This window comes from Lactiplantibacillus brownii, from assembly GCF_031085375.1.
In the GTDB taxonomy this organism is placed as follows: Bacteria; Bacillota; Bacilli; order Lactobacillales; family Lactobacillaceae; genus Lactiplantibacillus; species Lactiplantibacillus brownii.
The window spans coordinates 1740809-1763579 of record NZ_JAVCWF010000001.1 but is presented as its reverse complement, the minus strand read 5'-3'; the positions used below and the strand labels follow the sequence as shown (position 1 = coordinate 1763579).

Below are 22771 nucleotides of genomic sequence, written 5' to 3'. Positions count from 1 at the left end.
GGAAAGACGAAATTTGGGACTGGGAGTTTATGCAGAGATTAAAGCAGTTTAAATTTTTTGATACATTATCTAAAAAGATGGTCGCCGGGTTTGTGATTTTAATTGTCATTGGCACGGCCTTATTAAGTTTACCGATTGCGACACCAGTCGGGACCCACAGTTCGTTTATCAACGTGTTATTCACCGCGGCGTCCGCAACTTGTATCACTGGACTGACGGTCGTCAATACCGCGACACACTGGTCGACATTTGGTCAAGTGGTCATTTTAGGCTTGTCAGAAGTTGGTGCGCTGGGTTACATGACGTTTGCGGTCTTATTGTTCAATATTATGCGCCGTAACATTGGGTTATCCACGCAATTGATGGTCAAAGAGTCATTAAATCTTGAAAATTTGAGTGATACGAAAAGTGTCATGCGCTATGTCGTTGGCCTATCGTTACTGTTTCAATTAGGTGGACTCGGTCTGTTGGCGGTTGATTTTGTGCCGCGTTTCGGCTGGCGTCATGGGCTATATGTGTCGCTTTACCATGCGGTGATGTCATTTTGTAACGCTGGTTTTGATGTCTTTGGCAATAGCTTAATGGATTTTCGTAGTGACTCTTATGTCTTGATCGTGACGATGATCCTAGTAATTGCTGGTGGGCTGGGGTTCTTGGTCTGGCGTGATCTCCTTCTTTTTCACGAGCGTAAACGGTTATCATTGAACTCAAAATTAACTTTATTGACAACTATTAGTCTGTTTGTGCTTGGTTTTATTTTATTATTGATTACTGAACGTGATTTAAAATTATTACCGACCGGGACTTCTTGGTTTAATCGCACCATTAATACGCTCTTTTTAAGTGTGACGCCACGAACCGCGGGCTTGATCACAATGCCGACAGGTAAACTGCAAGCCGGGAGTTTATTTATCATTATGGTGCTCATGTTTGTTGGTGGGACGCCTGGTTCAACGGCTGGTGGGATCAAAACCACGACGTTCGGCGTCCTGATGTTCCAAAGTATTGCCCAATTGCGCGGTAAGCAAGATGTTGAATTTAGTCATCGTCGTTTTAGCCAAGCCAATATTAGTCGCGCACTATTGCTGGTTTTCCTAGCAAGTATTGTGATTTCAGTGGCGACTTTAATTCTCACCCAAACGGAAAAAATTCCGCATGGTTTTGGTTTGGAATACGTGGTTTTCGAAGTCTTATCGGCGTTTGGGACGGTCGGGTTGAGTTTAGGACTAACCCCACATTTAACGGTCGTCGGGAAATTGATCATCATGTTACTGATGTTTATTGGACGAGTCGGGATTTTCACATCGCTATATGCCCTTTCAAAACGACAAGCGAAGGTCAATTTGATTCGCTACCCGGCTGAAAATATCTTGATTGGTTAAGGAGTCAGAAAATAATGAAAAAGAGTTTTGCAGTATTTGGATTAGGACGCTTTGGTCAATCGGTCGTTCGTACTTTGGTGGACGCTCATCAAGACGTTTTGGCAGTGGATATTAATGAGGAGCCAGTTAACGAATTAATGGAAGTGGCGACGCAAACGTTAATTGCCGATACGCGTGACGAAGCCGTTCTGCGGGAGCTGAATATCGATACCTTTGATTATGTCATCATTGGTATTGGGAACAATATGGAAGCCAGTATCTTGACCACGATGCTAAGTAAAGAGCAGGGTGCCAAGAAGGTGATTGCGAAGGCTGAAACGAGTGATCAAGGACGGGTGCTTGAGCGGGTCGGCGCAGATCAAGTTATTTTCCCTGAGCGTGATATGGGGCACAGTATTGTCCGCAAGTTGCTCTCAAATCATATTTTGAGCTTTATTGATCTGAGTGATGAATACACCTTGGCGGCAATCGAGATTACGGATCCGACCTTTGTGGATCAAAATCTCATTGCGTTGAATTTGCGTGAACGGTTTGGGTTAACGGTGATTGCGATTAAGCATAATGGTAAGATCAATGTTTCCCCGGAACCTACGGATATGATGGCACTACATGATGTTTTGACGGTCGTTGGTCCCATCAAAGGGGTCGAGGGCTTAGATGAAGCCTTGAAAAAGTAAGGTCTGCAAGCCTAGGCGATGAGCCAGGCTTTTTTAGTCGATTGAGTATCCGTTTAGCTTGCCGTTCAGGTCGGTCTGGACTGATAACGTGCTTTCTTTAAGCTGGAAAATTCACCAGAAAAGCGAGATTCTACAACTGAGTATCCTCCAGTCCGCCCTGCATTAATCAGCAACCCTAATATTAATCGAGCCTTCGTTGATACTGGTTTAATTGATGTTCACGTGTTAAATTGCTATCTAACGCCGGAGTGGACTAGCTCGTTTGCCCTGCAGACCGGTCTTTGGCTGCAGGTCTGCCTCACAGCAAACGTGCTGGTTCACGGAGACGGACAATGGATGAACTATTTTAATAAAGTTGATAGCTACGATGCACTAGTTGACATAATTAAAATTTAGTCGAGTAACTGTCGACGCGCACGTTATACCAACAAAATATCAGCCAAAAACGGCAAGCAATTCCAGCAGCAGATTTCTGCCCGCCGGAATTGCTTGCCGTTTTTTTGATGCATACTATTCCAGAAATTTTATGTATGAAAAAGGAGTTACCTCCCGTATACTTTTATCAACCACGAAAAAAATACAACAGAAAAGGAACTCCATATATGAATCATACAGAATTTCCGAAATAAATTAAATCCGGCAGCAGTTTGGAAAGCGCTAACATCGCTACTGTTATTGTGATATGCTATATATGTAAATAAAACATTACTTTTAGTAAAGATGGTGTTACATTGATAAAGAATCGGCTTAAAGTCTTGCGGGCGGAACGTAATTGGATGCAAGCAGAATTGGCTGGCCGCCTACATTTTTCACGCCAAGCGGTTATTTCAATTGAAAAACACAAGTACCTGCCTTCGCTTGAACTCACTTTTAAAATTGCCCAACTTTTTGGCCAACCAATTGAACAAATCTTCTATTTGGAGGGGACTTTATGATGAATCAAACGAGTATTTTAGTCGTTGTTATTTTAGTGATGGGACTATATTTTTATGCGGTAATAAAGATTGATGGTTTAAAACGTCGTTATCATAACGATGAACGGTGGCAGCAAATTTGTCTTCGTGCTAATCGACTAGTTAAATATTATTATGAAAGTTTGATTGTTGCTGTAGCCATTGTGATGGTTTGGTCCCTCTTTGCATCACAAAAAATCACTCTTAGTTTGAATCTTGTCTTATTGATTTTTACTTTGGTTATTTGTTTAGGGTCCTTTATTGAGTATCTAGCGGTTAAACATTTTGATAGAGTATTTTGATTTAGCAAGCCCGAATCAGATGTGTCCCGGGCAACGTTCAAATAAAATAAGTTTTTTTGTTGGGAAGTATCCCTTGTTATTTCACTTCATTACAATTAAAATCAGACCATTCTTCAGTCATGATTTTTGAGCCTTTAGTTTTGTTGTATGGATTTTCTGTTTTGGGAGCCAAAGTGAATGATTCTCCATCTGCGGAGGGGATTAGCAACCAATTTTGACCCTCCTTAAAACGATTATCCTTCGGCAAGCCCAATGCTAAAGAGGTATGGTAATTTATGATTTTCACTTCCATGATGGTAAGTATTCCTTTCTTTTAGCTAAGTATAATATGTAATACGATGTTAAAGGGATCTGAGATTTATGTACTAATTCAATTATGTTGTTTAAAAATCTTAATTTTTGTTGATAATACACTTGTACAAGTGTATTAACATATATGTACCAACGAGGGGAGGTGATTCCCTTGCAATTTCAAATGAAAAAGCCGACTAAGATTGATTTAACCATTAAGGTTAATTTGATCATAGTCAGCTTGAATGTTGAGAAACGCCATGATGAACCGTGTTACAAAGTTAAGGTTGCACTTAATTTTGGGCTCATCAGTTTCAAAACAAGTTTTGAGTTGTAAGACCGTTTCACGCAAAGGGTGATTAGGCCCACCCTTTGTTGGTACTTTACTATAAAGTCAGTATAGCAGAAAGTAATGCTAATTGCTTGTGAGAGGTGTTAACATGAAACGATTTAAGCCGAAAAATGTGAGTTTCAGTGTTGCTCACTTAAATTTGAGACAGGCACTACCAAATATCGTTGTTTGGTTGATTCTTATTGCCTTACTAGTATGGTTGTTGGTGAAGTAGGGGAGAATCCAAATATGACACAACCATACACAAATGCCAAGCGGGCCGCCAACATTCGTTGGGATGGTAATAATAAAGATCGAATAAAATACCTTCAATATCGATCACGTGCACGGAATTTCGTTAAAGCTATGTCGAAATTGTCGGATCTGGATGAATTATCAGATTTGATTGCAGCAAGGCGGAATGAATTAGAGCATAACCAGAGTGATTAATTTAATAGTGTATTCAGAGATGTTGGCTGGTTGTGGCGACATCTTTTTTTGTACAGGGTTTATTGAGAATATTTAAATGTTATTTTATCAAGAATGCTGAAGCTGTTGTAACTCTATTTTTCTACGTAAAGTTTCGTAATAACTGAGACTTGTGGGATCTAATCGTAATTTTTTCATTATCTGAGTCGCACTCTGCTCACGATGGTTTTCTAAATACCATAAAATGACGGCACTATTAGCTTAAACGGCCAACAATATGAGACTGGCCGAGCGACAATTGGCCAACGAGTCACAGTTCGTTACCAACCAGACCTTTCGGTGGTCTGGATTGACTGTGAAGGACAATTACTACCCATCAAGTTAGTCGATAAGCTAGAGAACGGTCGCACAGCACGCGAACGCATTCGCATGACGGAGGACTAATAATGGATTTCTTAGTATATTACGGTATGACTCATAACCCCTTTGATAAAGCAGCAAAACGAGTTGTGACAACAATCGATTATAAAGAGATGACTTATCGTTTAGACTATCTGGTTAAATCGCTAGGGATAGGCCTATTCACTGGTCGTTCAGGTGTTGGCAAGACCGTTATCTTACGTAATTTTTCTCAAAGCTTAAGTCCTAACAAGTATCAAGTGTGTTATTTACCTTTAACAACTAGCAACAAGTATTGGCATTGAACCCGCCTTTCGTAAAGCGACTAAGTTTCGTCAAATCCAAGAACGAATCATCGAACTGCATGACAATGAACATCGAACACCAGTCTTTATCATTGATGAGGCTCAGTATTTAAACGGACAAATATTCAATGAATTGATGCTTATCACAAATTTCAAACTCGATGGAGATAAGAAGTGTATTGTTATTTTATCTGGACTACCACTATTAGCCCAAACCGTACAGAGGCCACAATTTGAGGCCTTTCGCCAACGAATTACGGTTAATTATCAGGTCTTAGGTCTAAATCACGAAGAATTTCATGACTATGTGGCCGCCAAGTTTAAAAGCGCTGGTATTCAAGAAAACCTAATTCCGACTGAGACCTTAGCGACAATGATTGAACATAGTAACGGTAGTCTTCGTCGTCTCGATTTAATGATCACACAGTGTTTGATTTTGGGCACAGCCCAAAAGAAACAACAGATTGATAATGAATTGGTTTTTCAGGCCAATTTGGAGATCGCAATCATCTAACAATAATCAGCTTGGGCCGACATTCGTCGGCCTTTTTGATTCGTGTAAAAGTAGAAACTGGAATAATCTGGCCGATTTGAAAGAATGGAAAATAAAAGTCATATTATCACAGCAAAGATTGCGAGAATCTGGCTGAAATAATATGACTTTTGACTGCCGGAATAATCTGCCGTTCGACAAGTAACCATTGAATTTTGAAAATTAGCCGGATAACTGGCATAATAGAGTTTAAACTGTAAGGCCGTTTGACGACCAAGATGAGGAAGTAATCTTTTGACAAAATTGCTATTTATTCGGCATGGTAAAACGAAATGGAATCTTGAGGGCCGCTATCAAGGTTCACAAGGTGATTCCCCTTTATTACCGGCTAGTTATGAAGAAATCCACCAATTAGCGGCGGCGTTACAAGATATTCATTTTAGCCATATTTATGCCAGTCCACTGAAGCGTGCTCGGGATACGGCGATGACTTTAAAACATGATCTGGATCAGCCGGATTTAAGCGTCACTATTTTGAGTCGATTGCGTGAATTTAATTTGGGTAAGATGGAAGGGATGGCCTTTACGGATGTGCAGGCTAAATACCCCGCTGAATTTGATAACTTTCGTAATCATCCGGATTTGTACGATCCAACGGCTATTCAAGGTGAAAGCTTTCAGCAATTGATCAAGCGCATGCTACCAGCCATTAAACAAATTGTCACAGCGAATCCACGTCGTGAGGATAATGTTTTGATTGTGAGTCATGGGGCCGCTTTGAACGCTTTAGTGAATACGATGTTAGGAGCCTCACTAGCGACATTACGTGATCGTGGTGGACTTTCTAATACGAGTACCACTATTTTGGAAACACGCGATCGTGGTAAAAGCTACAAGTTACTCTTGTGGAATGATACGTCGTACTTATCGCGACAACCAGATCCAACCGATACGATTTAGAAAAGAGGCATAATGGTGACAAAGCATGCAGATAAGCGACCAAGTCAAGCAGCACAACAAGCCTTGGTTCACCAAATGGTTCAAAAAATTGACGCTGATCCTAAAGATTTCCAAGCGTATTATGAATTAACCGTCCTTTTGACGGCGGGACAAGATTATGAGCAGGCGGAAGCTCTTGCCATGAAGGCTTTAGGTCAATTTGAGAAAAATGATCATGCTAAAAATTTATTGACTTACGCGCTCGGTAACGTTTATTATCAAGCCGAGTCGTATGATCGGGCATTAGGCGCTTATCAGAAAATTACCGATGAAAAATTAAAAGCGGATGCGTATTTAATGATGGGTCAATCGTTGATGGCGAAACAAGACTATCAACATGCATTGGTCTGGGCATTGACGGCGCAAGAGGCTCAGCCAGAGGCTGTGGATGCTAATTTGTTAGTAGCAAATATCTTACTTGCATTAGGCAATAACCAGCAGGCGTACGATTACTTTCAAAAAGTCATTCAGCTTGATCCCCAGCAAGGAGCCGCTTATTTTAATGCTGGTTTGACTGCCATGGTATTGGGCAAGCCGTACTCAGCCTTGTTTGCAATGGCCAAAAAGATTGATGCTAATTACTTTAAAAGCCATCAGCAACAATTGAGTGATATTGAAAAAATGCTCGCGGCGCAAAATCAATCGTCAGATCAGTCAACGAAAAAATAGTCAGGAGGGACTTCGGTGCCGGCAACAGATCCTAGTTTATTTCCGGATGATCAAGGTGGTCAGACCATTACACGCTATATTGTGGGTAAGGTTGCGGCCGTTTTTTTCAGTAGTTCGGATAGTTTTTATAAAGTTTTACTTGTTAAAGTGACAGAACAAAATATTGATTGGTCCGAGGATGAAATTGTTGTGACCGGGAGCTTTGCTGACATTCAAGAAGAAGCCACCTATAAGTTTACGGGTAAAACCGTGCGTCATCCCAAATATGGCACCCAATTTCAAGCTGACAACTATCAAAATGAAACCCCAACGTCGCGAAGTGGTTTGATTGCTTATTTAGCTGGCAGTGATTTTCCTGGTTTAGGTCGACGAACGGCAGAACGGATTGTCGATACGCTAGGAGAAGATGCCATTGATAAGATTCTAGCAGACCCTAAAGTTTTGCAACCGATTGGCTTACGGGCATCGGTACAGCAAACATTATTAGATACTTTACGTGTCAATAATGGATTAGAACAAACGATTATTGGGCTGAATGCCTATGGTTTTGGGAGCCGTTTAGCGGCCGCAATCTATGCGAAGTACCAGGGAGATACGTTGCAAGTGATTCAAAACGATCCTTATCGTCTAGTGGAAGATATCAAAGGAGTCGGTTTCAAGAAGGCAGATCAAATTGCCACACAACTTAAAGTTGATCCGCAGGCCGATAGTCGGTTGCGGGCGGCATTATTGACCCAGATCAATGAGAATTGTGCACAAAATGGCGATACTTATACGACCGCTAAGCTCTTGATTACCGCAACGCTGCAACTACTTGAAAACTCACGGAATGTTGCGATTGATCCGCAAAAGTTGGCGGATCAATTGGTAGGATTGGCTAAGGATAATAAAATCGTTGGCGAAGAAAATCGCATTTATCTTCGCAACTTATATGAAGCAGAATGGGGCATTGCTGAGCACCTTAAACGGTTACACGATGCCGACAATGATGGCAACTTGACTGACAAAGTCGTCGATCGGGCGATTGCCCATGTGGCCAAAGCGAGCAACTTAACTTATGATGAGTCGCAAACTCAGGCTTTAAAATCAGCGGTCACGTCACACCTGTTCCTTTTAACCGGGGGTCCCGGGACCGGTAAAACGACGATTATTCGGGGTTTGGTCGCCTTGTTTGCCGAGTTACATGACGTATCGTTAGATTTGAATGAGTACAAAGAAAAAAGTTTCCCAATTTTGTTAGCTGCACCAACTGGTCGTGCCGCTAAACGGATGGCCGAGACGACTGGATTACCAGCCGGCACGATTCACCGATTACTAGGACTGACTGGCCGAGATGACGATCCCGAAATGCCTACGAAGGATCTTGAAGGTGGTATTTTAATTATTGATGAAATGTCGATGGTTGATACGACGTTATTTCGACTATTGTTACAAGCTGTGCCAAGTCATATGCAAGTGATTTTAGTGGGTGATAAGGATCAGTTGCCATCGGTGGGGGCTGGCCAAGTCTTTCATGACCTGTTACAAAGTCCAGAACTACCACAAATTGAATTAAAGACCATTTATCGGCAAGATGATGATTCAAGTATTATTCCACTGGCGCATGCGATTAAGTCAGGCCGTTTGCCGGATGATTTTCGCGTCAATCAGCCCGATCGATCTTTCATTTCCTGCAATGCCTTTCAGGTCAACCATATCATTGAACAGGTGGTGTCTAAGGCGAAGGCGAAAGGCTTCACCGCGGATGAGGTGCAAATTCTTGCGCCGATGTATCGGGGTGCCGCTGGGATTGATCAGTTGAATACGACGGTGCAAAATATTTTTAATCCCTTGAAATCCAAACAACAGAAGCGAATCAGATATAATGATCAGGAATTTCGGGTTGGCGACAAAGTATTACAGTTGGTCAATGCGCCAGAAGATAATGTTTTTAATGGCGATATCGGTAAAATTGTTGGGATCGATTTAGCGAAAGATCCACACAATAAGTCGAAAAAAGACCAATTGATTATCGCTTTTGAGCAAAATGAAGTGACTTACCAAAAGTCGGATTGGAATCGACTGACATTAGCTTATAGTATGTCGATTCATAAGTCGCAAGGGAGTCAATTCAAAATGGTCGTGTTGCCATTAGTGCCACAGTTTTCAAGAATGTTGCAACGTAATTTACTTTATACGGCAGTGACACGTGCCGAACAAATTTTGATTTTATTAGGCGATATTCAATCTTTCGAACGTAGTGTGACTAATGAATCGGTCAACCGATTGACGACTTTGACCAAACGATTGCAACAAGTCTTCACGGGTGAAGCAGTTCCGGATTCGCCAGCGCCAAGCAGTGCCGAGACTGAAGCCACTGTCGACACACCTGCCTCAGTGGCACCAGCTGCAACGGTTGCGGCGTCAACGACTGACCCCGAGACTGTGACCGGACCACAACGGCTAACGCCGGCATTGGTACAGAATGGTCAAATTGATCCCATGATTGGGATGACTGGCGTGACGCCTGAAGATTTCATGCCACAATCATCAGTATCTTAATTAGTTGCCTATAACAAGATAAAAGCTGACCTAAATTTACTGATTTAGGTCAGCTTTTATCTGTTATTCAAGTTGGATACTGCTATAATTAAGCATATATGTCATGAAACTATTCTCTGGAGGTTGTTATGTCAGTAGATGAATCAAGTGCCAAGTTAAAGTTATTTGCCTTAAATTCTAATTTGCCATTAGCACAGAAAATTTCAGAACGGGTTGGCATCCCGCTAGGCAAAAGTTCTGTTAAACGCTTTAGTGATGGCGAAATTCAAATTAATATAGAAGAAAGTATTCGTGGGGCAGAAGTTTTTGTGATTCAATCTATTTCTGAACCCGTCAATGATACGATTCTTGAACTTTTGATTATGATTGATGCCTTACGCCGCGCTAGTGCTAGTGAAATCAATGTGGTAATCCCATATTACGGTTATTCTCGTCAAGATCGCAAAGCGCGTTCACGGGAACCAATCACCGCTAAGTTGATTGCGACATTACTAGAAAAAGATCGCGCAACGCGGATTTTAACCATTGATCTGCATGCAGCCCAAATTCAAGGGTTCTTTGATATTCCAGTTGATCATTTATTGGCAGCCCCCATCTTAGCGGGGTACTTTAAAGATCGTGGAATTACGGATAATTTGGTTGTGGTCTCGCCAGACCATGCAGGTGTTTCACGTGCGCGCAAGATGGCGGAACTACTAGGAGCGCCCATTGCAATTATTGATAATCGGCACCCTGATGATGATGGCATCGTGCCTAACAGTATTATTGGTGAGGTCAATGGTCGTATCGCGATTGTGATCGACGATATGATTGATACTGGCACGCGATTTGATGTTTCGGCAACTGCCTTGAAGCAAGCTGGTGCTGCTAAGGTCTATGGTTGTGCAACCCATGCGATTCTTTCGCAGGATGCGCCAGAGAAGTTACAAGCTTCTGCTTTGGAAAAAGTCATTGTGACAGATACGATTCAAATTCCAGCAGCCAAGCAGTTTGACAAATTAGTACAACTTTCGGTCGGACCACTCTTGGGTGATGCAATTAAATTAGTTCATGAACAACAACCGGTTGATAGTCTATTTGATCCGAAGATTTAAGTACGACGTTAACGAACTCAAACAAAAATTTGAGTTCGTTATTTTTTTGACTTATTAATGCGGATAATGACATAAATTGCTTAATTACTGGTACCGTTTTCGTCTAAAAGACTAACGGTTGGCCTATCAAAGCGTTAGGCAAATGACAATCTGGATAAACCTTGATCTGACGGGGACTTGTATTCGTTTGACATTAACAACTAATTATAAAAATAAACGGACTGTTTTATTAAAAAATAAGTGATTCTGGTTTGCATTTTCAGAAGATGTGCTACAATAAAGTTATGATTTGTCTAAGGTATTAAGATTTCATTAAGAAGTCTGTATACCACAGTTAGTTATCATATTTCAGGTAAGAGTGTTTATAATTTGCTAAAGGAGTGAAGTTAATGTCACAAGCACATACAACGGGCAAGGTCCTAGCCGGTACGGTTGGTGCCGTTGGTTTATTGCTTGCCACAGGACAAGCTGCCAATGCTGCCACAGTAACCGTCAAACAAAATGATACGGTCTGGGGTCTCGCTCAGCAACATGGTGTTTCAATCAAGAGTGTCGAGAAGTTAAATTCAGCATCTCTTAATGGTAATTCTAGTTTAATTTATGTTGGTCAAAAGTTACAAATTAGTGGGGAATCCTCATCATCATCAGCCAAAAAGGGTACATATACCGTTAAAGCTGGCGATACTTTATGGGATTTAGCTGATAAGTATCAAACCTCAGTCCATGAACTACAAACGCTAAATAGCTTGTCGGGTGATTTGATCGTGGTTGGTCAAAACATTCAAGTGCCAGGTGCAACGTCAACGAAAGCAGCAACTTCTGCTACCACGAAGACTGCAACACCTGCTAGTGCGGTTAGTTCTAGTACGACTGCTTCAACAGCTACCAGTGCGACGAGTACTGCCAGTGAGAGTACGCCAGTTGCTTCGACCAGTACGAGTGCAGCCAGTGAAAGCACGGAAGTTCAGGGTTCCGTTAGCGCTGCTTCATCGTCATCCAGTACCGCAACGAGTGCAAGTTCAGTTGTTAGTGCCAGCAGCGTAACGAGTGAAAGCTCGTCAGTTGCCCCTGCACAGACGGCTGTATTGCGTCCGGTTGCTGCTTCAAGTACGACGAGTGCTTCTTCGCAAGCGACAAGTAGTGCAAGTACCCAAGTTTCTTCTGCGGCTAGTCAAAGTAGTACCGCGACGACGACCACTAACCAAAGTAGCTCAACAACGTCACAGAGCAACAGTACTGCCAGTCAAAGCAATACTAATACTGCTTCTCAAAGCAGCACTAGCAGCGCTTCACAGAGTAGCTCATCCGCTGCTCAAAGTAGTACGACCTCTGCGGCAACGTCTTCAGCGTCACAAGCGAGCTCAACGGCAACGACTAATAACAGTAGTAGTACAACGACCAGCAACTCTGATCTCAGTACGGGTTCTGTAACGAGTTTAGCCTTGAAGTTAGCTAATGCTAATATTCCATATGTTTGGGGTGGTAGCACGCTTTCGGGGATGGATTGTTCTGGCTTAGTTTCATATGTTTACTTGCATGCGGCTGGCATTAGTTTGCCACATAACACCGTAGCACAAGAAGCGTATGTGTCATCTCATTCAGTTGCTAGTGCGCAACCAGGGGATATCTTATTCTGGGGTTCCCGTGGTGCAACATGGCATGATGCGATCTATATTGGGAACAACCAATATGTGGCTGCACCAACTGAAGGTCAAAATGTCCAGGTACAAACAATTAATTCAGCGTTCATGCCTAGTTTTGCCGGTACGGTAAAATAACTTAAATTGTTGCTTAAATAAACAGCCAGCTTCCTACAATCAGTGGGCTAGCTTGGCTGTTTTTGTGTTGGTAACTTTTTTTAATTTTTTGATTTATTAATGGGTGTGTTTGTGTTATATTAATTCTGCTGCTTTTTTTACAGACAGAATATTGTTTTGAGGAAGTGTTTTAAGTGAGTAACAGATTTGAGATTCTGGAAGAATACCAACAGGCGAACACAGAATTGGATCGCTTGAAGGGCATGGCTTTACGCCAACAGGATCGCTCACGGGTGGTTACGATTTACCCGCATTTACGAGAACGGGTGAGTCATCTCTCCCAAAAATGTGAACAGCTTGATATGCTGCTGGAAGCAATTAATGCTTCGGAAGATTGAGTTAGTCTTGTTCAGGATTAACGGTGCCATTAGATTAAGTCAATCTAGTCATGACAATCTCAAGGAATCAGTTATTGAAGAAGACAAAAAAACGTCCGCTAGTCACTCTGAATGTAAAATTCAGGGCTGATTAGCGGACCTTTTAGTGTCGGTTATGATCAATAATGATCATGGATACTTGTATCAATCCAAAATGGATAAGTTTGAGTCGATAAATAGAGATCGTAATTGCGGTTACCAATCGTCTGACCATCCATTTGACCAATTTCAACGGAGTTGACGAGTAAATGGAGCTTATCACTGCGATAGTGATGGACAAAGCGAGAATTCAGATGTCGGCCACCCATTAATAGTAGGATGAATAGCCACAAAATAATCCACCAATGGGGTTCTTCAACGACGATCAATTCTAGTTGATCGTCGTGAATATTGGCCTGTGGCAAAATTTTGACGCCGCCACCAAAATACGGATGATTCGAAACCGTACATAGAAACGCATGGCGATAATGATCACGCTGGCGACCAATATGCACGGTCAGGGGGTAACCCTCTTGTTGAGAATACGCTTTTAACGCGTTACTCAGATAGGCCCAATGCCCAAGCTTGCCCTTCTTTTTACTCCGATTGGTATCATCAACGATTTGAGCGTCAAAGCCCAACCCGACGTTATTGACGAAGTAACGGTGTTCATTTTTTAAAGTTTCATGATAATAGCCAATGGTTAATGGCCGGGCACGTAGGTTGTTAAGCACCTGTGCCAGTGCAATGGCAGGATCGGTAGCCATCTCAAGTCCGCGAGCAAAGTCATTACCGGAACCACCAGGGATGTAGGCGAGGGGCATCGGATGATCAGTCGGCACTTGCATTAACCCATTGAGGGCCTCGTTTAATGTGCCATCACCACCAATAACTAATAGGACGGTGGTCACATCGGCCGGCTTTTGGCGCTGTTGTTCAGCGAATTGAGTCGCTAAGCGAGTCGTATGACCGGCATACTCCGACACACGGGACTCAAAAACGATTTGGCGTTGTTCGAGCAGGGGCTTGACGATTTCCCAAACCGCTTTGCCGTGACCAGATCCAGCCAACTCATTGATTATAATGTCGTATTCAGTCGTCAAATTTACACCTCACTAAGATCGAATCAGGGTTGACCTGACCCTTACACCACAAAAAGCCGGAACAGGCTCGTTCCGGCAGGGTTTTAATTCATGATTAGCATCGGTAAAATCATCGGATGCCGTTCAGTCTTGTCAAACAAGAAACTTTGTAAGTCGTCGATAATCGCATTGCGAATCGTCGCTTCACTGGCCTTATCACTCTTCATCTTGCGACGAATCGTGCGGAAGACGTGCCGCCGCGCTTCATTGATTAAATCACCAGATTCACGCATATAGACGAAGCCACGTGAAAGGATGTCTGGTCCGGCTTGAATTTCTTTTTTCTTAAGATCAATTGTGGCAACGACAACGACCAAGCCTTCTTCTGAAAGAACTTGACGGTCACGTAACACCACGTTACCAATGTCGCCAATGCCAGAGCCATCGACATAAACATCGCCAGCACCAAAATGACCAGCCACTCGTGCTGAATCCTTGGTTAAGGCTAAGACATCACCGTTTTCCAAGATAAAGCTATGATCAAGTGGGACACCACATTGTTCGGCCAATTCGGTGTGAATCTTTAACATCCGATATTCCCCATGAATAGGCATGAAGAACTTGGGCTTCATTAAGCGAAGCATCAATTTTTGTTCTTCTTGGCCACCATGACCAGAAGTATGAATGTTATTGACTTTCCCATGGATCACATGGGCACCGGCTTCTTCAAGTTCGTTGATCACATGGTTAACACTCAAAGTGTTACCAGGAATCGGCGAGCTAGAGAAGATGACCGTGTCACCAGGTTGAACAGAAATCTGGCGATGGGTCCCGTTGGCAATCCGTGAAAGGGCCGCCATGGGTTCACCTTGCGAACCCGTACATAAGATCATGACTTTATTCGCTGGCAATGATTTAATATCATTGGCATCAACGATCGCTTCATCTGGAATGTTTAAGTATCCCAGCTCACGGCCATTGACAATGGCACCTTCCATACTACGACCGAAGACGGCAATTTTACGATGGTGTTCCAACGCAACTTGGGCGGCTTCTTGAATTCGAGAGATATTTGAAGCGAAGGTGGCGAAAATGATCCGACCATCGATTCCTTCAAAAATATGACGAATTGATTGGGCAACCCAACGTTCTGATTTCGTGAAAATTGGCCGTTCGGCGTTGGTACTATCAGATAGCAACGCCAACACACCACGTTCACCAAGGTGTGCCATCCGTTGCAAGTTCGGTGGCTGATTCGTAATTGGTGTCAGGTCGAACTTATAATCCCCGGTTTCCACAATGGTACCAGGTGGTGTTTGGACGGCGATCCCTAACGTATCTGGAATGGAATGGGTCGTTCTAAAGAATGAAACCCGAGTCTTACGAAATTTCAACACCGTGTCTTCGTTGATTTCGTGTAACTCTGTGGTTTTTAAGAGCCCATGTTCTTCCAGCTTACCCTTGATTAAGGCTAAGGCTAGGGGACCGGCATAAATCGGCACGTTGAGTTGTTGGAGTAGGAATGGAATCCCACCAATGTGATCTTCGTGTCCGTGCGTAATCACCAATGCTTTTATTTTTTGCTGATTTGCAACTAGATAAGAATAATCTGGGATGACGTAATCAATTCCGAGTAATTCATCTTCAGGGAACTTGATACCAGCATCAATCAGAATAATCTCGTCCTGAAATTGGACACCATAAGTGTTTTTCCCAATTTCACCCAAACCGCCGACTGCAAAAACAGCGGTTTCGTTATTTTTGACGTTTAACCGTTTCATTTATTAAACTCCGTTAGTTGATACTCTGGATTTTTTTGTTCGTAATCCAAGAAGTTACCTTCTAACGGTTCGATAAATTCAATGTTGAATTTAGTGTTATCTTCGACCAAAACGCGGGCGTCAACCTCAGTAGCTGCTTCGAGATACAGGGCTTGTGTCGTTTCGCGTTGTGGGTTCCGTTTTTTGGTTTCTTGGTAGTAAACTTTGTAAATCATTAACAAAACTCCTCATAAAAAAATATTTATTTAGAACCTGACATTCTAAATAGTAGCAAAAATAAAAGTTTGATCCGTACACCAGGTTGTGTAAACACAACAATTATCTTTCATTTTAGCATAATTCTGCGGAGGTGTATACAATGTTAACTTTCTTCAAAAAGAAGCGTTTCTCGGTAAAAATTTTTTATTAAACATGCTATGCTAATAGCGAGTTACGAACGGTGAATATTGCGATTTTGTGAATAAACGTACAATAAATGTGAGGGATGCTGAATGGGTAAATGGCTGACAATTTTGATTGGCTTGATTTTAGCAGTGATTATATATGAAGTTTTACGACGCCAAGTGCTAAAACGTGCCGCCTTGAAGATTCGGCTGAAAGGGCAGCGGACTGTCGATCAAGCGATGAGCACGATTCTGGGCCAGTTGAGTAGTACCACGGTGGCACAACAAGTTGGTGGTGCTTTACATTCTGTCCCTGTTGCCGATGTTTGGGGTCGCGGCGTGATGGCGTTTGAATATGTCTTGGAGACGCCTGGCATGGTCGCGACCGATCTGCCAGAGATTCGCCGTATTTTAAATAATCATTTGCAAGCCTATGCCCGTGATGAGCAAATTACAGCTTACCAGGCTGCTGGGCCAGCCTTGCGCGTCACGGATGCTTGGTTGCGTGATGGTCAGCTACATCTTGATATTGCTTATTTAATGAATGAAGCAACGCTTGAATATTTAGAAGACCTGAGGCGTTTGAGCCAGGAGTCTAAATAAGCACTTACGGGAAACAAAAAAACGTTTGGAATTTTCATTCCAAACGTTTTTTTAGTTGGTTACGAAATTAATACTAAGTCATCCTCAGCCGCAAAAGGATTGTCATCGTTGATATGATCATAAAACAAGATGCCATGTAAATGATCAATTTCGTGTTGGCAAACGATGGCTGGGTAATTCTTCAACCGAATCTTCTTTTGTTCGCCGGCCATATTATAGTAGCGTAAGGTGATGCGATCATGCCGAATCACATAGCCGGAAATATCACGGTCAACGGATAAACAACCTTCGCCTTCAGTGAGTGCACCGGCTTGGACTGAATGACTAATGATGACGGGATTAATAATGACATCTTTAAAAACTGGTTTTGCACTATCATCTTCAGCTGGTACCAGTACCGCGGCCATTTGTTTCGAAATGTCGACTTGTGGTGCTGCCAGACCAACCCCGGCTCTGAGGCCATACTTTTTAGCTAACTCTGGATCCTGGCTATTTTCCAAATAGGCCATCATATCCTCGGCCAATTTTTTATCAGTCGGACTCAATGGAAACTTAACTGGTTTCGCTTCCGCTCGTAACGTGTCGTTACCTTCGCGGATGATATCTCTCATCTTAATCAACCCAAATTACCTCCAAAACTATTCTACGATCTGAACTGATGGGACAGTTCAATCCTCAAAAATAAGTTTAGCATAACTAAAAATGAAAATGTAGAATGATTCTCGAAAAACTAATGAAAGTCAAGCAAAAATACAAATGAAAATATTCACAATCATTTTTGGCTAAAAAGCTGATATTTAGCCTTTTGAAAGGGCTTGCAAAAATTGAAAACCAATGGTAAATTAGACTTGTGATTATGAAAACGATTACGAACCAGTGGTTTAACCGCCGAGTTCGTACGTTCATGAAAGGGATGTGTCATTTATGGACAACGAAAAACCAATTGTCGATTTTAGTGCGATCCGAGATGCACTTGGGAAAGATTTCAAACCAGTGCAAGTTATGGATGGTCAAGCTAATGTAGTCAATGAAGCAATTGTCTCTAAATATTCAAATGATCAATTAGTCGATTTCTTGAAGCTAATGATCTGGGAACGGACTTTACACCAGCGCTCAAACGCGTTAACTCGCCAAGGTCGTTTAGGTTTCTATGCGCCAACTGAAGGGCAAGAAGCAAGTGAAATGGGGAGCAACTCCGCAATGAAGTCGACCGATGTTTTGATGCCGGCTTATCGTGATATTCCACAATTAATTCAACATGGCTTACCAGTTTATAAAGCGTTCCTTTGGTCGCGTGGACATGTTTTGGGTAATGAATATCCAGAAGACTTGCACGCCATGCCACCACAAATTATTATTGGTGCGCAATACATTCAAGCTGCCGGGGTCGCCCTTGGTATCAAGAAGAATGGGACTGAAGATAAAGTTGCTTACAGTTATACTGGTGATGGTGGGACGTCGCAAGGGGACTTCTATGAAGGCATGAACTTTGCTGGTGCCTTCCAAGCACCCGCAGTCTTCATCGTTCAAAATAACGGTTACGCGATTTCCGTGCCACGTCGCAAACAAACGGCTGCGCGGACATTAGCACAAAAAGCGGTTGCAGCCGGAATTCCAAGTGTTCAGGTTGATGGGATGGACTTCTTAGCTGTTCATGAAGTCACCAAAGCCGCTCGGGAATACGCTGCTGCTGGTAATGGTCCAGTGATGATTGAGACCTTAACTTATCGCTTTGGCCCACATACTAACGCTGGTGATGATCCTAAACGTTATCGGACTAAGGCTGAAGAACAACCATGGTTCGACAATGATCCATTGATTCGTTATCGCAAATATTTAACGGACCAAGGCGTTTGGTCAGAAGATATTGAAAACGATTACGTTGACCAAGTTAAAGCTGACATTAAAGCCGCCGTTAAACAAGCGGATGAAGCACCTAAGCAAAAAATGACCGAATTTTTGGGGAATGTCTTTGAAGAACAACCACAAAACATTCAACAACAAATTACGGAATACCAAGCAAAGGAGTCGAAGTAACATGTCAAAGAAAACATATATTCAAGCGATTACCGATGCACTTCGATTAGAATTAGGGTCTGATGAAAAGACGTTAATTTTTGGTGAAGACGTTGGTAAAAACGGCGGGGTTTTCCGGGCAACTGACGGTCTCCAAGCTGAATTTGGTGAAGATCGGGTCTTCGATACACCTTTAGCTGAATCTGGTATTGGTGGCTTATCCATCGGGTTAGCACTAGAAGGCTTTCGCCCAATTCCAGAAATCCAATTTTTAGGGTTCATTTTTGAAACTTTGGATTCTATTGCCGGTCAAATGTCACGGGAACGTTTCCGGACAGGTGGGACACGACATATGCCAATTACCATCCGTTCACCATATGGTGGTGGGACGCATACGCCAGAAATGCATGCCGATTCATTAGAAGGCTACTTAGCACAAATCCCTGGGTTACGAGTTGTTACCCCATCGAATCCATATGATGCCAAAGGACTCTTAATTTCATCGATTCGAAACAATGATCCAGTCTTCTTCCTTGAAAACTTAAAGCTATACCGGTCAATGAAAGCCGATATTCCAGATGAAGCTTACACGGTTCCGTTGGATAAAGCTAACGTGGTTCGTGAAGGAACTGACATTACATTGATCGCATACAGTGCCCAAGTGAACCAATCCTTAAAGGTTGCGGAAAAGCTTGAAAAAGAAGGTATCTCAGTCGAAGTGGTTGACTTACGGACCTTATCACCATTAGATGAAGAGACGATTCTGAAGTCAGTTGAAAAAACTGGTCGGGCCGTTGCGATTCAAGAAGCACAACGTCAAGCTGGGATTGCTGCTAATGTGGCTTCCTTAATTGCTGAAAAAGGCGCGTTGTACTTGAGTGCACCAGTTGGTCGGGTTTCAGCTCCAGATACGGTTTATCCATTTGGGCTAGCTGAAGACGACTGGCTCCCTGCGGAAGATGAAATTGAAGCAAAAACCCGTGAGATCTTAAATTACTAAAAGTCTCACGCATCGAAAACAACCAGATATTGGTTGCAATGAAAGGAAGTTATCCAATGGCTTACAAGTTTAAATTACCAGAGCTTGGCGAAGGCCTAGAAGAAGGCGAAATCGCCACTTGGCTCGTTAAACCTGGCGATCAAGTCAAGGAAGACGATTCTCTAGTTGAGATTCAAAACGATAAATCTGTTGAAGAACTACCATCACCAGTTGATGGGACAATTTTGAAAATCTTGGTACCAGAAGGTGAAACAGCTAAAATCGGTGATGTGATCGTTGAAATCGATGATGGTTCTGGCGATAATGCTGAACCAGCGGCGGCACCGGCAGAAAATGCAACCGCTGACAAACCGGCGGCAACACCAGCACCAGCCGCAACGGATGCGGCACCAGCAACCAGTGCGCCTGTCGCACCTGCTGATCCAAACAAACGGATCTTAGCAATGCCATCCGTACGTCAGTATGCCCGTGACAAAGATATCGATATTTCTCAAGTCACGGCATCTGGTGCACATGGTCAGATCACAAAACAAGATATTGACAACTATACAGGCGCTCCTGCGGCAACTGGTTCGCAAGCGGCACCGGCAGCTAACACGGCGGCACCAGCAGCTGAAGCAGCACCGGCACCAGAACCAGTCAAACCATATGTTTCTGATACACCAGAATTAGAAACACGCGAAAAGATGACGCCAATTCGGAAAGCCATCTCTAAAGCAATGGTCAACAGTAAACATACTGCGCCACATGTGACTTTGTTTGATGAAGTTGAAGTAACTGCTTTGATGGCTCATCGGAAGAAGTACAAGACGATTGCTGCTGATCGTGACATTCATTTGACTTTCTTACCATACTTTGTCAAAGCTTTGGTTGCGGTATTACAACAATTCCCAGAATTTAACGCGTCAGTTGATGATGCCAACAAGGAAATTGTTTACAAACATTACTACAATATCGGGGTTGCAACGGATACCGATCGTGGTTTGTTAGTACCAAATATCAAGCATGCTGAAGGTAAGGGCTTGTTTGCTATTGCCAAGGAAATTACTGACAATACCCAAAAAGCTTACGATGGCAAATTGAAGGCTAAAGAAATGAGTGGCGCTTCAATTACGATCAGTAACATTGGTTCAATTGGTGGTGGCTGGTTTACACCAGTGATCAATCAACCTGAAGTGGCGATCTTAGGGGTCGGCCGTATCGGGAAAGAACCATATGTCAACGAAGATGGTGAAATCGTCGTTGGTAGAATGCAGAAATTGTCCTTAAGTTTTGATCACCGTCTAATTGATGGTGCCACTGCTCAAAAAGCAATGAACTTATTGAAACAATTATTGCATGATCCAGAATTACTTTTGATGGAAGGATGAGGTCAGAATGGTTGTAGGAGATTTTGCTGAAGAACGCGATACAATGATCGTTGGTGCGGGTCCTGGTGGCTACGTTGCTGCGATTCGGGCCGCTGAACTTGGTCAAAAAGTGACCGTCATTGAAAAAGAATATGTTGGTGGGGTCTGCTTGAATGTTGGCTGTATTCCATCAAAGGCCTTGATCAGTGCTGGTCATCGGCTCCAAGAAGTCAAAGATAGTAAAATCTTTGGAATTAAGAATATTCAAGAACCAGTTTTGGACTTCAAGACGACTCAAGATTGGAAAGATCATCAAGTCGTTGACCGTTTAACTGGCGGGGTCAAGATGTTATTGAAGAAGCATAAGGTTGAAATCGTTGAAGGGGAAGCTTACATGCACGATAACCATACGTTACGTGTTATGAATGGCGACCACACGGGTCAAACTTATAAATTCAAGCATCTGATTATTGCCACCGGTTCACGTCCAGTTGAAATTCCTGGATTCAAATTTAATGGTCGTGTCGTGGACTCTACTGGTGGTTTGAATTTGCCAGAAGTTCCTAAAGAATTAGTTGTCATTGGTGGCGGGTACATCGGCTCAGAATTGGCCGGTGCTTACGCTAACCTTGGCGCACATGTGACGATCCTTGAAGGGACCCTACAGATTTTGCCAAACTTTGAAAAAGACATGGTTAAGTTAGTCTTGAAGAGTTTCAAGGACAAGGGTGTGACGGTTGTAACGAACGCCATGGCTAAGAACTCGGAACAAGATGACAGCGGTGTCACAGTGACTTATGAAGTCGATGGTAAGGAAGAATCCGTCCGCGCTGACTATTGCATGGTCACCGTTGGTCGGCGGCCAAATACCGACGACATGGGCTTGGAATACACCGATGTTAAGTTAACTGATCGTGGTTTGATCGAAGTTGATCAACAAGGTCGCACTGCGGCCCAAGATATCTTTGCAATTGGGGATATTGTGGCTGGTCCTGCTTTGGCTCATAAGGCCTTTGCTGAAGGCAAAGTTGCTGCTGGCGCAATCAGTGGCAAGAAGACCGCTAACGATTACGTTTCGGTACCCGCAGTTTGCTTCACGGATCCTGAATTAGCAACTGTTGGGATGACTAAAGCTGAAGCTGAAAAAGCTGGCTTGAAGGTAACAGTTTCTAAGTTCCCATTTGCTGGGAATGGTCGTGCGATTTCTTTGAACTCGATGGAAGGTTTCTTCCGCTTAGTTTCGACTAAGGATGAAGGTACAATCGTCGGGGCACAAATTGCTGGTCCTGGTGCGAGTGACTTGATTTCTGAATTAAGTGTCGCCGTCAACGGTAGTTTGAATGTTGAAGATTTGGCATTGACGATTCATCCACATCCAACTTTGGGCGAAGTCGTCCAAGAAGCTGCGGATGTGGCGATGGGTTACCCAACTCATATTTAAGCGCAGTTAACTAAAAAAATTCAGAAGTTTGAGGCTTAACGGTCTCAAACTTTTGTTTTGCTCATGTCTTGGTTAGTG

Annotated in this window: 25 protein-coding genes; 20 read left to right on the top strand and 5 right to left on the bottom strand. The window is 42.9% G+C overall.

Going from position 1 to position 22771, the window contains the following annotated elements; translation table 11 throughout:
• The first annotated feature begins 29 nt into the window (after positions 1 to 29).
• The 4 genes from RA086_RS08215 to RA086_RS08200 all read left to right on the top strand — a co-directional run bounded on the left by RA086_RS08215 (position 30) and on the right by RA086_RS08200 (position 3314).
• Complete coding sequence (locus tag RA086_RS08215; protein WP_308703348.1) at positions 30 to 1382, top strand: TrkH family potassium uptake protein; 1353 nt, start codon at positions 30 to 32, stop codon at positions 1380 to 1382.
• A gap of 14 nt (positions 1383 to 1396) precedes the next feature.
• A complete protein-coding gene (locus RA086_RS08210; protein ID WP_137625854.1) occupies positions 1397 to 2059 on the top strand; it encodes a potassium channel family protein in 663 nt (220 codons plus the stop codon).
• A gap of 731 nt (positions 2060 to 2790) precedes the next feature.
• Positions 2791 to 2994 (top strand): helix-turn-helix transcriptional regulator, encoded by a 204-nt coding sequence (locus tag RA086_RS08205; protein ID WP_407659057.1) that lies wholly within the window; start codon positions 2791 to 2793, stop codon positions 2992 to 2994.
• Complete coding sequence (locus tag RA086_RS08200; RefSeq protein WP_308703347.1) at positions 2991 to 3314, top strand: hypothetical protein; 324 nt, start codon at positions 2991 to 2993, stop codon at positions 3312 to 3314. Before RA086_RS08205 ends, RA086_RS08200 begins: the two co-directional genes overlap by 4 nt.
• 76 nt (positions 3315 to 3390) lie before the next feature.
• Here RA086_RS08200 and mazE read toward each other — a convergent pair whose 3' ends face one another.
• On the bottom strand, positions 3391 to 3606 hold the full coding sequence (gene mazE, locus RA086_RS08195) for a type II toxin-antitoxin system PemI/MazE family antitoxin (protein WP_308703346.1): 216 nt from the start codon (positions 3604 to 3606) through the stop codon (positions 3391 to 3393).
• 171 nt (positions 3607 to 3777) lie between these two features.
• On the opposite strand from mazE, the gene RA086_RS08190 reads away from it, so the two are divergent.
• From RA086_RS08190 to RA086_RS08140, 11 genes are all read left to right on the top strand, one after another.
• Positions 3778 to 3942 carry a hypothetical protein gene (locus RA086_RS08190; RefSeq protein WP_308703345.1) on the top strand — a complete coding sequence of 55 codons (165 nt, stop codon included), beginning with the start codon at positions 3778 to 3780 and terminating at the stop codon, positions 3940 to 3942.
• Positions 3943 to 4045: 103 nt separating this feature from the next.
• A complete protein-coding gene (locus RA086_RS08185) occupies positions 4046 to 4171 on the top strand; it encodes a hypothetical protein (RefSeq protein ID WP_308703344.1) in 126 nt (41 codons plus the stop codon).
• 14 nt (positions 4172 to 4185) lie between these two features.
• Positions 4186 to 4386, top strand: coding sequence for a hypothetical protein (locus RA086_RS08180; protein WP_308703343.1), 201 nt, complete (start codon positions 4186 to 4188; stop codon positions 4384 to 4386).
• Positions 4387 to 4811: 425 nt separating this feature from the next.
• Complete coding sequence (locus RA086_RS08175; RefSeq protein ID WP_308703342.1) at positions 4812 to 5069, top strand: hypothetical protein; 258 nt, start codon at positions 4812 to 4814, stop codon at positions 5067 to 5069.
• Positions 5059 to 5583 (top strand): ExeA family protein, encoded by a 525-nt coding sequence (locus tag RA086_RS08170; RefSeq protein ID WP_308704438.1) that lies wholly within the window; start codon positions 5059 to 5061, stop codon positions 5581 to 5583. The genes RA086_RS08175 and RA086_RS08170 overlap by 11 nt, the downstream gene beginning before the upstream one ends.
• A 273-nt stretch (positions 5584 to 5856) precedes the next feature.
• On the top strand, positions 5857 to 6522 hold the full coding sequence (locus RA086_RS08165) for a histidine phosphatase family protein (protein WP_308703341.1): 666 nt from the start codon (positions 5857 to 5859) through the stop codon (positions 6520 to 6522).
• Positions 6523 to 6534: 12 nt separating this feature from the next.
• Positions 6535 to 7230 carry a tetratricopeptide repeat protein gene (locus RA086_RS08160; protein WP_308703340.1) on the top strand — a complete coding sequence of 232 codons (696 nt, stop codon included), beginning with the start codon at positions 6535 to 6537 and terminating at the stop codon, positions 7228 to 7230.
• A 15-nt stretch (positions 7231 to 7245) separates the two neighbouring features.
• Positions 7246 to 9771, top strand: a complete 2526-nt coding sequence (recD2, locus tag RA086_RS08155) for an SF1B family DNA helicase RecD2 (RefSeq protein ID WP_308703339.1) — start codon at positions 7246 to 7248, stop codon at positions 9769 to 9771.
• 128 nt (positions 9772 to 9899) lie between these two features.
• On the top strand, positions 9900 to 10865 hold the full coding sequence (locus tag RA086_RS08150) for a ribose-phosphate diphosphokinase (RefSeq protein WP_308703338.1): 966 nt from the start codon (positions 9900 to 9902) through the stop codon (positions 10863 to 10865).
• Positions 10866 to 11254: 389 nt separating this feature from the next.
• Positions 11255 to 12643, top strand: coding sequence for a C40 family peptidase (locus RA086_RS08145; RefSeq protein WP_308703337.1), 1389 nt, complete (start codon positions 11255 to 11257; stop codon positions 12641 to 12643).
• A gap of 173 nt (positions 12644 to 12816) precedes the next feature.
• Positions 12817 to 13020 (top strand): hypothetical protein, encoded by a 204-nt coding sequence (locus RA086_RS08140; RefSeq protein ID WP_308703336.1) that lies wholly within the window; start codon positions 12817 to 12819, stop codon positions 13018 to 13020.
• A gap of 158 nt (positions 13021 to 13178) precedes the next feature.
• On the opposite strand, the gene RA086_RS08135 is transcribed toward RA086_RS08140, so the two are convergent.
• From RA086_RS08135 to RA086_RS08125, 3 genes are all read right to left on the bottom strand, one after another.
• Positions 13179 to 14141, bottom strand: a complete 963-nt coding sequence (locus tag RA086_RS08135; RefSeq protein ID WP_308703335.1) for a diacylglycerol/lipid kinase family protein — start codon at positions 14139 to 14141, stop codon at positions 13179 to 13181.
• An 83-nt stretch (positions 14142 to 14224) separates the two neighbouring features.
• Positions 14225 to 15901, bottom strand: coding sequence for a ribonuclease J1 (rnjA, locus tag RA086_RS08130; protein WP_308703334.1), 1677 nt, complete (start codon positions 15899 to 15901; stop codon positions 14225 to 14227).
• A complete protein-coding gene (locus RA086_RS08125; protein ID WP_308703333.1) occupies positions 15898 to 16116 on the bottom strand; it encodes a DNA-directed RNA polymerase subunit epsilon in 219 nt (72 codons plus the stop codon). The genes rnjA and RA086_RS08125 overlap by 4 nt, the downstream gene beginning before the upstream one ends.
• A gap of 276 nt (positions 16117 to 16392) precedes the next feature.
• On the opposite strand from RA086_RS08125, the gene RA086_RS08120 reads away from it, so the two are divergent.
• Complete coding sequence (locus RA086_RS08120) at positions 16393 to 16887, top strand: hypothetical protein (protein WP_308703332.1); 495 nt, start codon at positions 16393 to 16395, stop codon at positions 16885 to 16887.
• A 59-nt stretch (positions 16888 to 16946) separates the two neighbouring features.
• On the opposite strand, the gene def is transcribed toward RA086_RS08120, so the two are convergent.
• Positions 16947 to 17507, bottom strand: a complete 561-nt coding sequence (def, locus tag RA086_RS08115; protein ID WP_308703331.1) for a peptide deformylase — start codon at positions 17505 to 17507, stop codon at positions 16947 to 16949.
• A 304-nt stretch (positions 17508 to 17811) separates the two neighbouring features.
• Here def and pdhA point away from each other — a divergent pair, with 304 nt between their 5' ends.
• The 4 genes from pdhA to lpdA are packed head-to-tail and all read left to right on the top strand — an operon-like array spanning position 17812 to position 22693.
• On the top strand, positions 17812 to 18924 hold the full coding sequence (pdhA, locus tag RA086_RS08110; RefSeq protein WP_308703330.1) for a pyruvate dehydrogenase (acetyl-transferring) E1 component subunit alpha: 1113 nt from the start codon (positions 17812 to 17814) through the stop codon (positions 18922 to 18924).
• A 1-nt stretch (position 18925) separates the two neighbouring features.
• Positions 18926 to 19903, top strand: a complete 978-nt coding sequence (locus RA086_RS08105) for an alpha-ketoacid dehydrogenase subunit beta (RefSeq protein WP_308703329.1) — start codon at positions 18926 to 18928, stop codon at positions 19901 to 19903.
• Positions 19904 to 19959: 56 nt separating this feature from the next.
• Positions 19960 to 21273 (top strand): 2-oxo acid dehydrogenase subunit E2, encoded by a 1314-nt coding sequence (locus tag RA086_RS08100; RefSeq protein ID WP_308703328.1) that lies wholly within the window; start codon positions 19960 to 19962, stop codon positions 21271 to 21273.
• A gap of 7 nt (positions 21274 to 21280) precedes the next feature.
• Positions 21281 to 22693 carry a dihydrolipoyl dehydrogenase gene (lpdA, locus tag RA086_RS08095; protein ID WP_308703327.1) on the top strand — a complete coding sequence of 471 codons (1413 nt, stop codon included), beginning with the start codon at positions 21281 to 21283 and terminating at the stop codon, positions 22691 to 22693.
• The last annotated feature ends 78 nt before the right edge of the window (positions 22694 to 22771 follow it).